Genomic DNA, 14,806 nt, shown 5'->3' on the forward strand with positions numbered 1-14,806 from the left:
TGGTTCACTGTGCGCGCGTCGACGGTGACCAGACCGATACGGAACGTCAAGAGGAGCGCCTGGCCATGAGTGTGGACGTGTCGATCCTGGTGATCACCTACAACGCCCCCGAGTGGATCGCCCAGTGCCTGGACTCCCTCACGGGCGAGTCCAGGCCGCGGGCCTCCTTCGAGGTCATCGCCTTCGACAACGCCTCGGGCGAGGAGACGAAGCAGCTGCTGCGCGAGCGCGCGGAGACCACCCCCGAGCTGCGCACGCACTTCTCCCCCGACAACCTCGGCTTCGCCGTGGGGGTGAACCGCGCCGCCGAGATGGCCACCGGCCGGACGGTGCTGCTGATGAACCCGGACGCGATGATCAAGCCGGGGGCCGTGGACGCCCTGCTCGCGTTCCTCGACGAGGACCCCACCCGCGGGATCGTCGGCGGCCGCGTCCTCTACCCCGACGGTTCCGTCTCGCTCACGAGCTGCTTCGCGCAACCCTCGCTCTGGAGCTGGTTCTGCTACGCCACCGGGCTCTCGACGGCGTTCAAGCGCAGCTCGCTCTTCGACCCCGAGTCGATGGGCCACTGGGACCGCGACAGCGTCCGCGACGTCGACATCATCAGCGGCGCCTTCCTCATGGCGACGACGGAGACCTGGCGCGCCCTGGGCGGTTTCGACGAGAAGTTCTTCATGTACGGCGAGGACGCCGACCTCAACCGGCGCGCGGCCGACGCCGGTTTCCACCCGGCCATCACCCCCGCGGCCGTCGTCGTCCACGCCGGCGGGAAGTCGTCCTCGACCAAGACCGCCAAGCAGCGACTCCTGCTGCGCGGCAAGGCCGAGTACGCGATCAAGCACTGGACGCCGGGGCGGGCCAGGGCCGGCGTCGGACTGCTGACCGCGGGGGTCGCGCTGCGCTCCGTCGGCGAGGTCGTCCTGCGCCGTGGCGAGACCTGGCGGCCGCTGTGGAACGAACGCGCCGACTGGGGCAAGGGCTGGCCGACCCGGGTCGACCTGACCGGCGACCGGGAACCGAGCACCACCAGCTGATCACCGCCCCGTGCCGCGACCGACGCGCTACGGTGCCGCATGACCCTGGATGAGTTCAGTCGCATCCTGCTGCTGTCCTCCGGGGTCCTCCTCCTCGCCGTCCTCGCCGTCCGGCTCGCCGCCCGGACCGGGCTCCCCTCCCTCCTCCTCTACCTCGCCCTCGGGCTGGTGCTCGGCGAGGACGGGTTGGGGATCCCCTTCGCGGACGCGGAGATCGCCCAGGTCCTCGGCTACGGGGCCCTCGTCCTGATCCTGGCCGAAGGCGGGCTGACGACGCGGTGGTCGACGATCCGCGGCGTCATCGCCCCCGCCGGGGTGCTGGCGACGGGAGGGACGCTCGTCTCGATCGGGGTCGTCGGCTGCGGGGCGCACCTGCTGCTGCACACGACCTGGCCGGTGTCGTTCCTCATCGGCGCCGTCGTGTCCTCCACCGACGCGGCCGCCGTGTTCTCGGTGCTGCGATCGGTGCCGTTGCCGCGCAGGCTGTCCGGGCTGCTCGAGGCCGAGTCGGGACTCAACGACGCCCCCGTCGTCATCGCCGTGCTGGCCCTCACCGAGGTCGCGGGCGGACACGACGAGCACGCCTGGTGGTTCTTCGCCGGCGAGGCGGTCCTCGAACTCGCCCTCGGCACCCTGCTCGGGGTCGGCATCGGGGCCGCGGGGGCGTTGTTGCTGCGGCGCACCGCGTTGCCGAGTTCCGGGTTGTACCCGGTCGCGGTCCTGGCCCTCACCGTCCTGGCCTTCGCGGTGGCCGACGTGCTGCACGCCTCGGGGTTCCTCGCCACCTACCTGTGCGGTCTGGTGCTGGGCAACGCGCGCCTGCCGCACCGGCACGCGACCCGGGGTTTCGCCGAGGCCTTCGGGTGGCTGGCCCAGATCGGGTTGTTCGTCATGCTGGGCCTGCTGGCCAGCCCCTCCCGGCTCCCCGGAGCCCTCGTCGACGCCCTGCTCGTCGGGCTCGTCCTGACGCTGTTCGCGCGTCCGCTGTCGGTCCTGGTCAGCCTCGTCGGGTTCCGGATGCCCCGGCCGGACCTGGTGTTCCTGTCCTGGGCGGGTCTCCGCGGGGCCGTCCCGGTCGTCCTGGCGACGGTGCCCGTGGTCGCCGGCATCCCCGGCTCCGAGCGGCTGTTCGACCTCGTGCTCGTCCTGGTGGTCGTCTTCACCCTGGTCCAGGCCCCGACGCTGGCTCCCCTGGCCCGGCGGCTCGGGCTGATCTCCGCCACCCCCACGCAGGACCTCGACGTCGAGGTGTCACCGCTGGGCACCCTGTCCGCGGACGTGGTGCAGGTCCGGGTCGGGCCGGCGTCACGGCTGCACGGCGTGGAGGTGTTCGAGCTGCGGCTGCCGCGCGGGGCCAACGTCAGCCTGGTCGCGCGGGACGGCGCGACCTTCGTGCCCCAGCCGCGCACCGTCCTGCGTCACGGTGACGACCTGCTGGTGGTCACCGCGACCGCCGAACGCTCCGCGGTGGAGGAACGGCTGCAGGCGATCAGCCGGCACGGGAAGCTCGCCGACTGGCACCACAGAGAGTGACCTCCCGACTACGGTGAGGCGATGCGCGCCCTCCGCAACGTCGCCCTCGGTGTGTGCACCACCCTCCTCGGGGCTCTGCTCACCACCGCGGCCGCCGCACCGGCGCTCGCCGACCCCCTCGACCCCGTCGACTCCGTCGAGGTCTCGACGGAGCAGCAGAGCATCGCCCCCGGGGTGAGCCTCGAACGCCGCACGACCCTCGACGCCACCGGCCCCGTCCGCAGCTCCCTGCTGCGCCTGAGCGCGGGCTCCACCACCACGCCGCGGTTGCTCCAGCAGGACCTCTCCTCCCCCCGGACCCCCGGCGACCTCGCCACCGCCGCCGGCGCGGTCGCCGCCGTCAACGGCGACTTCTTCGACATCGACCGCACCGGCACGCCGGACGGACCCGTGGTCCTCGACGGCACCCCGCTCAAGGCCGACGCCCAGCCGCAGACCGCGGTGGGCGTCGACGCCGGCGCGAGCGGCTGGGTCGGCCGCCTCGGACAGGTCCTGCTGCAGGGCAGCGCATCGCTCGGCGGCCGGAGCCTCCCGCTGGCCGCGCTCGGGACCCGCACCGTCCCGGCCGACTCCCTCGCCCTCTTCACCCCGACCTGGGGCAGCGGCGACCGCGCCCTCACCGCGCCCACCGGGATCGAGCTGGAGGTCCGCTCGGGTCGGGTCAGCGCGGTCCGTCCCCCCGGCCCGACGCCCGTCCCGGGGGACGGGTTCGTCCTCGTCGCCACCGGCACGGTCGCCACCGCCCTGGCCGCGACCGCGCTCGGCACCCCCGCCACGACCGACCTGCAGGTCCGCGACGACGCGCTCACCCCCGGCTCCCGCGGGTTCGCCCTCGGCGCCCGCCTCGAACTCGTGCGCGACGGGGCGGTCGCGGCGATCGACACGACGGACCCGACCTGGGCGGCCCTGCGCGCCCGGACCGCTATCGGGTGGAGCGCGGGCGGGGACCTGCTGCTCCTGACCATCGACGGCGGCACCTCCCGCTCGCGCGGGGTGACCGCCGTCGAGACCGCGCAGCGGATGGTCCAGGCCGGCGCCCGCGGTGCCGTCATGCTCGACGGCGGCGGTTCCGCCCAGCTCGTCGCCCGCCGACCGGGCGAGGCGGGAGTCAGCGAGGTGGCCGTCCCCTCCGACGGCGCCGCACGTTCCGTCGCGAACGCCATCGGCCTGGTCCCCGCCGCGGCGCCCCCCGTCGCCGTCTCGGTCGTGCTGCGCGGCAACGGGTCCCCGACCCGCCTGTTCCCCGGTCTGACCGGTCTCGTGGCGGCGGTCCCGGTGAACTCCGCGGGCGCCCCCGTCCCCGGGACCCCGGTGCTGACCAGCACGGACGGCGCGGTCGCCACGGTCGAGGGGTCCCGGGTCCGCGGCACCGCACCGGGCCTGTCCTCCCTGCACGCCTCCCTCGGCGGCGCGGTGGGGTCCCTCGACGTCGAGGTCCTGAACCCCCTGCGCCGGGTAGACCTCGAGACGCCGACGGTCCTCGACGGCCCCGGGGCCGTCGCCGACGTGCCCCTCATGGGCCGCGACGCGGAAGGTCGCTCGGCGCCGCTCAGCGCCGCCGACGTCACCGTCGCCACCGACCCCGCCGCGCTGCGGGCCGAGCCCCTCCCCGACGGTCGGCTGCGGCTGACGGCCCTGACCGCCGGTCCCACGAGCGTCGACCTGCGGATGAGCGCCGCGGGGCTCACCTCGACCGCGAGGGTCGCGGTCGGCACCCGTCCCGTCCTGCTGGACGCGCTCGACGACCCCACGGGCTGGACGCCGAGCGCGACCCGGGCGACCGCCTCGCTCCGCCGGGTCGACGTCCCCAACCTCCCCGACCTCCCCGGCGTCGCGGCGGCGCTGCGCCTGGACTACGACTTCACCGGACAGCCGGCGGGCACGAGCACGGCGGCCCTGGTGGCGCGGGCCCCGCTGCCGCTGCCGAGCGGCGGTCGCGAGGTCGTCCTGCAGGTCAGGGGGGACGGGCAGGGCGGCTGGCTGCGCGGGCAGCTCGTCGTCGACGGTGCGCTCCGCCCGGTCACCTTCGCCTCCCGCGTGGACTTCACCGGGTGGCGGACCGTGCGCGTCGCGGTCCCGGCGGGAGCCCGCTCGGTCGCCCTGGAACGGATCTACCTCGCCCAGACCTCGATGGTCGCGCGCCGGGCGGGATCGCTCGACGTCGCGGTCCTGCAGGCCACGGTTCCGCCGGCCTCCACCACCGGATCGGGCGCACCGGACCCGGCACTCGGACCGCCGGCGGCCACGGGCCCCCGGACCACCCGCGTGGCGGTGGTCTCGGGCACGTCGGTGAGCGCGGCCCGTCCCTCCTCCGCGGAGCATCTCGCGGGCGAACTCCGCCGCGTGGTCGCCGGCGGCGCGCAACGGGTCCTGCTCGCCGGTGACGTCGTCGGCTCGGCGGCCGCCCCCGGGACGGCCCAGGACGTCGACCTCGTGCGGGCCGTGCTGGCCCGGAGCCTGCCGCCGACGGTGTCCTGGAACTGGATCGCCGGCGACGGTGAGGTCGGGACGCCGGCGGCGGGCGGGCTCTCCTCGACGGGACCGCCCGCCACCGCCGTCGACGTGGCGGGGACGCGCTTCGTGAGCTTGGCCACGCGGGCGGGCACGATCCGCGGCGCTGACGCCCACGCCCTGACCCGGGTGCGCGACGACCTCGCGGCGGCGGGCGCGGCCTCGCGCAGCGTCGTGCTCGTGAGCGCCGGTCCCCTCACCGACCCCGACGAGTCGGTGCTGCTGGGGCGGTGGACGGAGGCGTTGCGGGCCCGCGGTGTGCGGGTCGCCGTCGTCGAGGGTGGCGCCCCCGCAGCGGTCCGGCGCGACGAGGAGGTCTTGCGGATGGGGACGGCGAACGCCGCGGTGCTCTCGGTCGCCGCGGACCGGGCCGGCCTCCCCGCGACGGCGCGGGCGGCGGCTCCGGGCACCGACGACGGCTGGTTGCGGCTCCAGCCGTCGGGTCCGCTGGTCGACCGGTACGAGCGAGACGTGCGCTGAGCTCCACGGGAGCCCCGCGCGCCGAGTACCATTGGCACTCGAACTCCCCGAGTGCCAGCCGGGGTCCAGGAGCTACGGAGACAGCGTGCCCACCTACGCCTACGCCTGCCAGTCGTGCGGACACTCCTTCGAGGTCCGCCAGTCCTTCAGCGACGACACCCTGACGGTCTGCCCCGAGTGCTCCGGTCAACTGCGGAAGCTGTTCAACAACGTCGGGATCGTGTTCAAGGGGTCCGGCTTCTACCGCAACGACTCCCGGAGCTCGTCCACGTCCTCGGAGAGCTCGTCCAGCAGCAGCACGCCCAAGGAGTCGACCGGCTCGAGCACGCCGTCGAGCTCCACCAGCACGAGCTCCACCAGCACCGGTACCGGCAGCACCAGCAGCTCCGGCTCCGGCAGCTCCGGCTCCAGCAGCTCGTCGGGCAGCTCGAGCAGCAGGTCGAGCTCCGCCGCCTGAGCCACCGCGGTCTCCACAGGCCCGCCGCAGCGGTCGTCGTCCACAGCCGACCGCCGGCGGGCCCTGTCGCGTCCGGGCGCGGACCTAGCGTCCGCCCATGCCCTCGACCACGTTCCGCCCGGCCGTCACCACGCCGGACCCGCCCGCCGAGCGCGCCGAGGGGCCCCGCGCCCGCCGCCGTCGTCGCCTGACCCGGCGGTGGCTGGCCGCAGGTCTCGTCGCGGCGGCGGGCGGGATCGCCGTCAGCACCCTCGCTCCCCCCGCCCCCACGACGGTCACCGCCCTCGTGGCCGCCCGGGACCTGCCGGTGGGTGCGCTGCTCGGACCCTCCGACGTCCGCAGCGTGCAGAGATCGGCGGACACCCTGCCCGGCGGGCTGCTCACCCCGTCGGCGGCGACCGGGGCCGTGCTCGCGAGCGCCGTCCGCACCGGTGAGGTGCTCACCGACACCCGGACCGCGCAGGCCTCGCTGCTGGTCGCCCAGCCGGCCGGGACCCTGGCCGTGACCGTGGACGTCGGCGACCCGGCGCTGCTGGCCGGGTTGGGGCCCGGGGTGCACGTGGACGTCCTGGCCCGCACCGAGGACCCGGTCACGGGTGCGGCGACGGGGGCCGAGCGCATCGCGAGCGACGTGGTGGTGCTGCGGGTACCGACCGCTTCGACGGGTGACGGGCTGCTGGGCGGGTCCTCGACGGGGATGCCGGGAACGGGGAGCAGCGTGCTGGTCGCGGTCGAGGCGGCGACGGCGACGCGGTTGACGGCAGCGGCGGGTCGGACCGTCGTCGCGGTGCGTGGCACGTGAGGGCCCGCTCAGGACTCCAGGGCCAGCGGCGAACGTGCGGGAACGACGGCACCGGTGGGTCGCGGTACCCGGCGGCGCAGCATCCGGAGGACGTCGTCGGCCGACATGGGGTCGCCGACGTGTTCGCCCTGGGCGACGTGGCAGCCGAGATCGGCGAGGACCTGCTGGGTGGGGGCGTCGGCGACGCCTTCGGCGACGACGCGCAGGCCGAGCTCACGGGCCATGAGGATCGTCGAGCGCACGATGACGCTGCGGGCGCGGTCGACGGTCATCCCGGTGACGAAGCTGCGGTCGATCTTCAGCTCGTCGACGTCGAGGTCGGTCAGGTAGGTGAGCGAGCACTGGCCGGTGCCGTAGTCGTCGACGGCGACCCCGCAGCCCAGCGCTCGCAGTCGGCGCACCACGGCCCCGGCCCGTTCGGGGTCGGAGACGATCCCGGTCTCGGTGACCTCGAGGACGAGCGCGGAGGCGTCGACGCCGTGGCGGTGCAGCGCCCCCGCGACGAGGGCGAGGAGGTCGTGGTCGGTGAGGAGGCGGGCGGAGAGGTTGACCGACACGGTGGGGCCGAACCCTGCGGCGCGCCAGCGCGCCACGTCGGCCAGCGCCTGGTCGAGGACGACGGCGGTCACGTCGGCGACGAGGCCGGACTGCTCGGCGAGCGGGATGAACCGGTCGGGGGCGACGGCGCCGAGCTCGGGGTGCTGCCAGCGGACGAGGGCCTCGGCCCCGACGACGACCCCGGTGCGCGGGTCGATCTGCGGTTGGTAGCGGACGTAGAGCTCACCGCGGTCGACGGCGCGGCCGAGGTCCCCGAGGAGTCGCAGCCGCTCGACGCTGTTGACGTCGTGCCGGCCCGCGTAGGTGCGGTACCGGCCGCGGACCTCCTTGGCCTGGTAGAGCGCGACGTCGGCGCTCTTGAGCAGGGAAGGCGCGTTCGTCCCGTGCTCGGGGGCCAGGGCGACGCCGACGCTCGCGGGGAGCAGGACCTGCAGGTCGCCCACCCGCAGCGGCCGGGACATCTCCTCGACGACGGCCGCGGCGAGCGCCTCCGCGTCGGCCGCGGCGACGACCAGCAGACCGAACTCGTCGCCACCGAGGCGGGCGACGACGGCGTCGGAGGGGGCCAGGGCGACGAGGCGTTCCGCGACCTCGCGCAGCAGCGCGTCACCGACGGGGTGGCCGAGGGTGTCGTTGACGTCCTTGAAGTGGTCGAGGTCGACGACGAGCAGGCCCGGGCCGCCGCGGGCACCGCCTCCGACCCCACGCAGCGCGCGGGCCGTGGCGGTGAGCAGGGCCTCGCGGTTGGGCAGGCCGGTGAGGTCGTCGACCGCGGCGCGTCGTTCGTGACGCCGGGCGAGCACCGCGCTGACGAGCAGGACGCCGAGGGGGACGCAGACGAGCAGCAGCAGCCAGGGCCCGCCCTCGGCGCTGACGGCGAGCACGGGAGCCGAGGCGATCACGGCCAGCGACAGCAGCGCGCCCGAGGCCGAACCGGTGCGCAGCGGTCGGCGGGGAGGGCGGGTGAGGACCCGGCGGGAGAGCAGCCCCACGAGGCCCTGCGCGGCGAGTCCGGCGGCCCCACCGGCGAGGACGGCAGGCCACTGCTCGGGCGATCGGAGCGTGGTCCCCGAGGCGGTGTCGGCTCCCACCAGCGCGCCGATGACGATGTGGCAGACCAGGACGCCGACCACGGAGGTGGCGATCCCGGCGACGAGGGCCCGAGGCCCCCGGCCTCGGCGCACGTCACGCACCAGCGCGGGGACGGCACGGACGGCCAGGGCGAGGGACAACGGCCCGAGGGCGACGAGGGCGACGAGGAAGCCCCAGGAGACGGGCAGCACGTCGGCGCCGCAGGTGCGGCGGGTGACCGACCGGGACTCCGCGACCAGGACGACGAGGGCGAGCACGAAGGAGAAGGCGGACGCGTGCCAGGGGGCCGGGGAGCGCGCTCCGAGGAGGACGGCCGCGAGGACCACGGCGAGGGCCAGCACGACGACGACGACGTCCTGGACGCCGGCAGGAACCCCGACGGCGGGACGGCCGGCGGGGACGGGGACCGGGCGTGGGGCCACGAGGGTGGCCGACGAGCGCTGCATCCTCCACCTTCCGCCGTCCTCGAGGGACCGTCCACGTGTCGTGGTCGTCCCCCGTCCGGGGGACACCGGTCGAGGTTCCGCGCCCATGATGGGTGCAGGCGGGCGCTGTGCAGAAGTCCCGGAGGCCGTCGAATCCCAACTTTCGACCCAGCGTCATTCTGGTTGAGCGCGCAGTCATCCACAGCTGCCGGACAGCGAGTGGATGATCACCCGCTGTGCGTTCGCGCAACGACGAGCGTGCGGTCAGTCCCAGTGCGGAGGGCGCTGCGAGAGGTACCAGTCGTCGTCGAAGCCGCCGCCGGACCGCTCGCCCCAGCCCTCGTCGCGGTCGTCGCCGGACCGTTCGTCCTCCAGCGGCGCCTCCCGCGGCTCCGCGGGCACCTCGGGTGCGGTGGGCTCGACGGACTCGGTGGACTCGGTGGGCTCGCCGTCGCGCGGGATCACGACGCGTCCCGCGCGACGTCCTCGACACCCGCGACGAGGTCGAACTCCACGCCCGGGTCCGTGACGTCGACGACCCAGGGCAGGTCGTGTCCCGTGTCGGCGAGCGCCTCGCGCCAGAGCCGGGCGATCCGGTCGGCCTCGGCGTCGACGTCGGCGAAGACGTCGGACTCCAGGACCCGGACGTAGCGCCACCCGCGACGCTCGAACTCCGTCGGCCCGTCGACCTCGCGGTCCAGCAGACCGGCCGCCGCCCACGCCGGGTCGTCGACCTCGACCACGAGACCCGGACCCACCCCGGCCCGGGCGCGCTGGTCGCGCACGACCATCGCCAGCCGGCGGGAGGCCCCGACCCCGCACTCCACGGGCAACCCGAGGGCCCGGCACGCCGCGGCGAGCGAGCGCACGAGGGCCGAGGCGCCGGGACGCTCGAGCGGTTCGGGGTACTCCTCCCAGGACAGCGCGAGGCGGGCGAGCATCCGACGGGCCTGGGTGGCGACGTCGTCGGCGCCCTGTTCGGCCGACCAGCCGGAGTCGTCGAGCACGAGAGTGGTGCGCAGCCGGGGACGGGTCAGCGCCATCCAGACCTGCGCGCGGCCGGCGACGGGGTCGCCCGCCACCCCGAGGCCCGCGCCGTTGAGGACGGCGTCGGCGACGACGAGCACGTGGTCGCGCCGCTCCCCCGCCCAGCGGGCCGGGGTCGCCACGAGCAGCGCCTCCCGTCCGACGGCCAGCGGGAGTCCCTCGGCGAGGGCGCGGCGACGGACGGCGTCGGCGAGGAGTTCCGCACCCGCCGCGTCCGGGACGACGATCCCGAGGGACTCCTCGGGGTGGGCGCGCAGCGCGGCGAGGGCCCGGTCGGCGACGAGGTCCACGAGCGCGTCGGGACCGCGGCGCGCACCGGGCGGACGGTGCGAGGTGCGGGCCACGGCCCGGGCGTCGAGCCCGGGTCCGGGCAACGAGACCTCCTGCACCGCAGCCAGTCCCGCGGGGACGTCGTGGAGGAGACCGTCGTCGAGGAGGGCGTGCTGGCGGTCCAGCTGCAGGGTGGGGAGCAACCCCTCGGTGTCGGCGAAGAAGCTGACCCTGCTGGCCTGCGGCTCGTCCTGGCGTTCCGACGCCGTGAGGACGTCGGCCGGACCGGGCAGCGCGGGGTCGCCGACGACGAGCAGCCGGCGACCGCGGGAGAGCGCGGGCAGGACGGCGGCCGTGGTGGTGGCCTGGGCGCCGAGGACGACCAGCAGGTCGGCCTCCTCGACGCGGTCGGCCAGCGCGGCGACCCCGGCCGCGGACATCGCCGTGACCGGCAGGACCTCGTGGTCGGAGGTGCTGCGGGCGTCGAGCGCGGAGCGCACCGCGGCGGCACGCAGGCCCCGTCCGGCGACGGCGGCGAGCTGCAGCTCGTAGCGGGCCCGGCGCAGCGATCCCGCCTCCCCCGTCCCGACGAGCGGGTCGGTCATGGAGATCGTGTCGAGGATCCCGGCCCACCAGGCCGCCTCCACCTCGGAGGGCAGGTGCAGGCTGCCGGGTCCCGCCCAGCGCGCCTCGAGGTCCTCGAGCAGACCACCCCAGCCCGCGGCGGTGAGCTCCTCGAGGAGCACGGTGCGCCGGGGCAGCGTGTTCAGGGCCGCGGCGTCGGCGACGAGGCGGCGCAGCAGCGCCGTCAGTTCGGGGAGCTGGACCTCGAGGAGGGAGTCCGCGCCGAGCTCGGCCCAGGAACGGGGCGGCAGAACCTCGCCGAGGGCCTCCAGCTCGTGACGGAGGTCGTCGACGGCCGCCACCAGGGCGTCCAGGTCGGCCGGCACCGCGGGCGGGTTGTCCCGCACGCAGGCGCGTTGCCAGCGCATCCGCTGGCTGCGGGCCTGCTGCAGCCAGTCGTGCAGCGTCGCCCAGTCCCCGGCGGTCACGTCGGGGCGGAGCATCGCCCGGGCCGCCCGGCGCAACCGCCACCGGGTCAGCAACCCCAGGCGGACCTCGTGCTCGCGTCGCCACTGCGGCGTCGCCGTCGCCGCGGCGACGTCCCCCAGGGACTGCGCGAAGATCTCGGGCCCGAACCGGCCGATGGTCGTGCGGACGCCGTCGAGCAGGTCGGTGCGTTCCGCCGCCTCGGACACCGAGGACGCCCCCCGCAGACCGGCGGCGTCGCAGACCGTGGCGAGCAGGGCGCGCACCGAGGGCAGCCGGACCCCGACGAGCCCGTCGACGCGGGCCAGCGCCTGCGCGGCCGTCTCGTCGCTGCGCAGCCGGGCTCCGGCCCAGGGCGTGCTGCCCGGCCCGACGGTGAACGCGCCGAGGTCGACGGCCTCCTCGAGGACGCCCGACCAGCGCGTCACGTCCTCGCGGGAGCACGCGGCGAGGTCCTCACCCCGCAGCCGACGGGAGGTCGTCGGCGGGACGTCGCGCTCGCCGAGGGCGACGAGCGACTCCATGGCCTCGTGGACGCTGACCCCCCACGGCGCGCGGGGACGGTGCATGGCCTGGGCGTGGTCCTCCAGCGCGCGGGCGGGCCCGGCGACGTCGGGCAGCGCACCGGAGGGACGCTCGGCGGCGTCGCGGGCCGCGACCTCGCGGCGGGCGGCAGCGACCTGGTCGCGGGCGTCGGTCTCGCCGGCCCGGGGGTCGAGGTCGGCCACGAGGTGCAGCACCAGCCGTCCGAAGCCGTTGTCGCGCAGGCGTTCGTCGATCGCGCGACGGTCGGCGGCGGAGTCGGCCACGAGCAGCACGCGCGCTCCCGCGGCGACGGTCGCGGCGATGACGGCCGCCGCGACCTGGGTGGCCCCCGTCCCCGTCGGGGCGTGCAGGCGCAGGTCGCCGCCGGCGAGCACCGCGTCGACGGCGCGCCGCTGGGCGGGGTCGAGGGCGATGCCGATCTCGTCGGCGGGGACGACGACGGCCCGGGGGTCGTCCTCCGGGGGCTCGACGGGCTGCCCGGCGGCGAGCGCCGAGACGATCCGGTGGTCGCGCACCACGGCGCCACGGCGACGCAGGTCGGCGAGCAGGTCGGCGCCGGGGTCCGCGAAGGTGGCGAGCACCAACCGGCGCTCCACCCGCAGCCCGGTGGTGCCCGCGAGCTGACGGCGCAGTTCGTCCATGGCGGGGTTGGGGTCGAAGCCCCAGTGCGCGCCGACGGCGGAGGCGATGCGGCGGGTGTCGAGCGCGATGCCGAGCTCGTCGCGGGCGACGCGGACGAGGACGGGGTTGACGATCACCTCGGGGACCAGCTGGACGACGAAGTCGTCGAGGGCCTCCGTCGAGGGGGTCACCGTGCAGCGGCGCAGCAGGACGGGCGTGCGACGGGGGGTGCGCAGGACCGGGACGGACCCTTCGGCCAGTTCATCGGCGCTGCTCTCCCCCGCCAGCGACCACCCCACCGTGCCGACGGCGACGGCGAGCGATCGGGTGCCGCGCTGGGCGAGGAGCGCCCCGGCGACGCGGTGGGTGGTCCGGGCCCGGCGGCGGGCCTCGGCGAAGGCACCGGCCTCGCGCACGAGGCTGGACAGCGGGGCGGGACCACCGGCGAGCAGCTGGGCGAGTCCGGAGGGGTGGGCGGTGGTGAGGTCGAGCACGGCGTCGGTGCCGACGGGGCAGTCCAGCAGACCGGACGTGCCGCCGAGGACCTCGGCCTCCGCCCACCAGCGCCGACGTGTCGAGTCGGGGCCGATCGCGGGGGAAGGTGTCACACACCAACGATAGGCGTCCGCGCGCCGTGATCCGCTCAGGCGTGGGGCTCGTGCGTGCCGTCGCGCATGGCCGGGACGCCCGCGGACGTGAGCACGGACCCGCGGGAGAGCGCCACCAGCGTGACGTCGTCGCGCGCCCGGCCACCGCTGTAGCGACGGGCGACGTCGAGGGCCTCGTCGACGAGGGCCTGCGGGGTCAGCTCCGGCAGCTCGCCCAGCGCCGCGAGGACTCCTTCGATGCCGAGCTCCTCCGTGCTGCCGGTGGGCCGGGCCTCGGTGAGGCCGTCGGTGAAGACGACGAGCAACGAGCCCGGGGCCATGGACGCCGTCTCGGTGTGCCAGCTGCCGGGGACGTCCAGGTGCAGCCAGGACAGCAGCGGGCCGGTGGGTTCGAGTTCGGTGACCACCCGCACCCCGCCGGCGACGGAGTCGTCGCGGCGCAGCACCAGGGGCGCGGGGTGCCCGGCGTTGGCGTAGCGGACGGTGCCGGAGTCGGGGTCGACGACCACGACGACACAGCTGGCGAACCGCTCGGCCTCGTCGGAGAAGACGCGTGCGGCCATGGCCAGCGCGAGGTCGGGTTCGGGTGAGAGGTGCAGGGCCGCCTCGAGCAGCCGCTTCAGCTGGATGGCGACGATCCCGGCGCGCGCCCCGTGGCCGGAGACGTCGGCGACGACGACGGCGAAGCGGCCGTCGGGCAGGGGGAGCACGTCGTACCAGTCGCCGGCGAGCAGCCCCTCGGCCGGGCGCAGCGCGGCGGCGGAGGACCAGCCGACGACGACGGGCAGTTCGTGGGCGCTCAGCTGGTCGCGGACCTCGGCGACCAGCGGCTGCCCCTGCTTGAGGGCCTCCCGGGCGGAGACCGCGTCGGCGAGTTCGTCGAGGATCCGCTTGCGCATCATCTCCGCGGACGCGGCGACGGCGGCGAGTTCGGGCGGGCCGGGCAGCGCGATGGGCGTCTGCAGGTCCCCCTCGCCCACCTTCACCAGCTGCTCGGACAGCGAGCCGAGGGGGTGGATCACCCAACGCCGCACCAGGTACAGAGCCAGCGGCACGAGGAGCAGGGCGATGGCGGCGACGAGGAACTGGACGTACCGGAACTGGTTGCGCTCACCCCGGAACTCCCGGACCGCGGTGGATCGCCGGTCGTCGAGCGTCGTGCGCAGCGCCTCGAGATCGCCGTAAAGCGAAGAGAACGCCGCAGCAGCGGGCGCGTTGACGATCGAGCCACTGAGCCCCGCCTGGTCCGCGCGCTGCTTGAAACCGGCCTGGGTGTCGATGACCTGACGCCACTGGGCCGCCTGGTCGAGCACGACCACGAGCTGGCGGGGGACCTTCGTCCCGAGGGTCGTCAGGACAGCGTCCGGCGGGTCTTTGCGCGACAGGTCGGAGACGAGGGCCGCCCGGTCGCGGTCGTACTTCTCGAGCGCGGCCTCGCGGTCCGCAGTGCGGCCCGGGAAGCTCGCGGTGTCAGAGGTGATGTAGAGCTGGTGCGCCGTCTGGGCGGCGACGAGGTCGTCCTGGAAGGCGCTGACCCGGGTGCGGAAGCCGCCCTCGAACTCGCTCTCCACGGGGCGTGGCTGCGACTGCACGGCGGAGGCGATGAGGCTCCACGCGAGGACGAGCGTGAGCACGAGCACGACGACGAGGAACGACAGCCCCATGACGGACACCCGTCGCTGCAGCGACGTCCGCGTCATGAGGCGGTGCCACGTCCTCGTCACGGCTACCCCCTCGCCCGGCCCGTGACGGTGACGATCACCGCCGTGGGT

9 protein-coding genes and 1 pseudogene are annotated in these 14,806 nt (G+C 75.6%); 5 read left to right on the forward strand and 5 right to left on the reverse strand.

The window, feature by feature from the left end:
- Positions 1–65: 65 nt before the first annotated feature.
- From SJY07_RS06115 to SJY07_RS06130, 4 genes and pseudogenes are all read left to right on the forward strand, one after another.
- Positions 66–1,034: a glycosyltransferase family 2 protein gene (locus SJY07_RS06115; RefSeq protein ID WP_380157738.1), complete on the forward strand. Its 969-nt coding sequence runs from the start codon at positions 66–68 to the stop codon at positions 1,032–1,034.
- 39 nt (positions 1,035–1,073) lie between these two features.
- Positions 1,074–2,567 carry a potassium/proton antiporter gene (locus SJY07_RS06120; RefSeq protein ID WP_380157740.1) on the forward strand — a complete coding sequence of 498 codons (1,494 nt, stop codon included), beginning with the start codon at positions 1,074–1,076 and terminating at the stop codon, positions 2,565–2,567.
- Between the two features lie 21 nt (positions 2,568–2,588).
- Complete coding sequence (locus SJY07_RS06125) at positions 2,589–5,558, forward strand: phosphodiester glycosidase family protein (protein WP_380157742.1); 2,970 nt, start codon at positions 2,589–2,591, stop codon at positions 5,556–5,558.
- A gap of 85 nt (positions 5,559–5,643) precedes the next feature.
- Positions 5,644–5,784 (forward strand): annotated as a pseudogene (locus SJY07_RS06130) (FmdB family zinc ribbon protein); the annotation flags it as partial.
- A gap of 14 nt (positions 5,785–5,798) precedes the next feature.
- On the opposite strand, the gene SJY07_RS06135 reads toward SJY07_RS06130, so the two are convergent.
- Positions 5,799–6,020 (reverse strand): hypothetical protein, encoded by a 222-nt coding sequence (locus SJY07_RS06135; protein WP_380162533.1) that lies wholly within the window; start codon positions 6,018–6,020, stop codon positions 5,799–5,801.
- 92 nt (positions 6,021–6,112) lie between these two features.
- Here SJY07_RS06135 and SJY07_RS06140 point away from each other — a divergent pair, with 92 nt between their 5' ends.
- Positions 6,113–6,817 (forward strand): SAF domain-containing protein, encoded by a 705-nt coding sequence (locus SJY07_RS06140; protein WP_380157744.1) that lies wholly within the window; start codon positions 6,113–6,115, stop codon positions 6,815–6,817.
- A gap of 8 nt (positions 6,818–6,825) precedes the next feature.
- On the opposite strand, the gene SJY07_RS06145 is transcribed toward SJY07_RS06140, so the two are convergent.
- The 4 genes from SJY07_RS06145 to SJY07_RS06160 all read right to left on the reverse strand — a co-directional run bounded on the left by SJY07_RS06145 (position 6,826) and on the right by SJY07_RS06160 (position 14,758).
- Positions 6,826–8,913, reverse strand: coding sequence for a putative bifunctional diguanylate cyclase/phosphodiesterase (locus tag SJY07_RS06145; RefSeq protein ID WP_380157746.1), 2,088 nt, complete (start codon positions 8,911–8,913; stop codon positions 6,826–6,828).
- Positions 8,914–9,156: 243 nt separating this feature from the next.
- Positions 9,157–9,357 carry a hypothetical protein gene (locus SJY07_RS06150; protein WP_380157748.1) on the reverse strand — a complete coding sequence of 67 codons (201 nt, stop codon included), beginning with the start codon at positions 9,355–9,357 and terminating at the stop codon, positions 9,157–9,159.
- The gene (locus SJY07_RS06155; protein ID WP_380157750.1) at positions 9,354–13,034 is read right to left on the reverse strand and encodes a hypothetical protein; all 3,681 of its coding nucleotides are present in this window, start codon (positions 13,032–13,034) and stop codon (positions 9,354–9,356) included. Before SJY07_RS06155 ends, SJY07_RS06150 begins: the two co-directional genes overlap by 4 nt.
- 35 nt (positions 13,035–13,069) lie before the next feature.
- A complete protein-coding gene (locus SJY07_RS06160) occupies positions 13,070–14,758 on the reverse strand; it encodes a PP2C family protein-serine/threonine phosphatase (RefSeq protein WP_380157752.1) in 1,689 nt (562 codons plus the stop codon).
- Between the last annotated feature and the right edge of the window lie 48 nt (positions 14,759–14,806).

This window comes from Kineococcus sp. R86509 (assembly GCF_042466365.1).
Taxonomy (GTDB): domain Bacteria; phylum Actinomycetota; class Actinomycetes; order Actinomycetales; family Kineococcaceae; genus Kineococcus.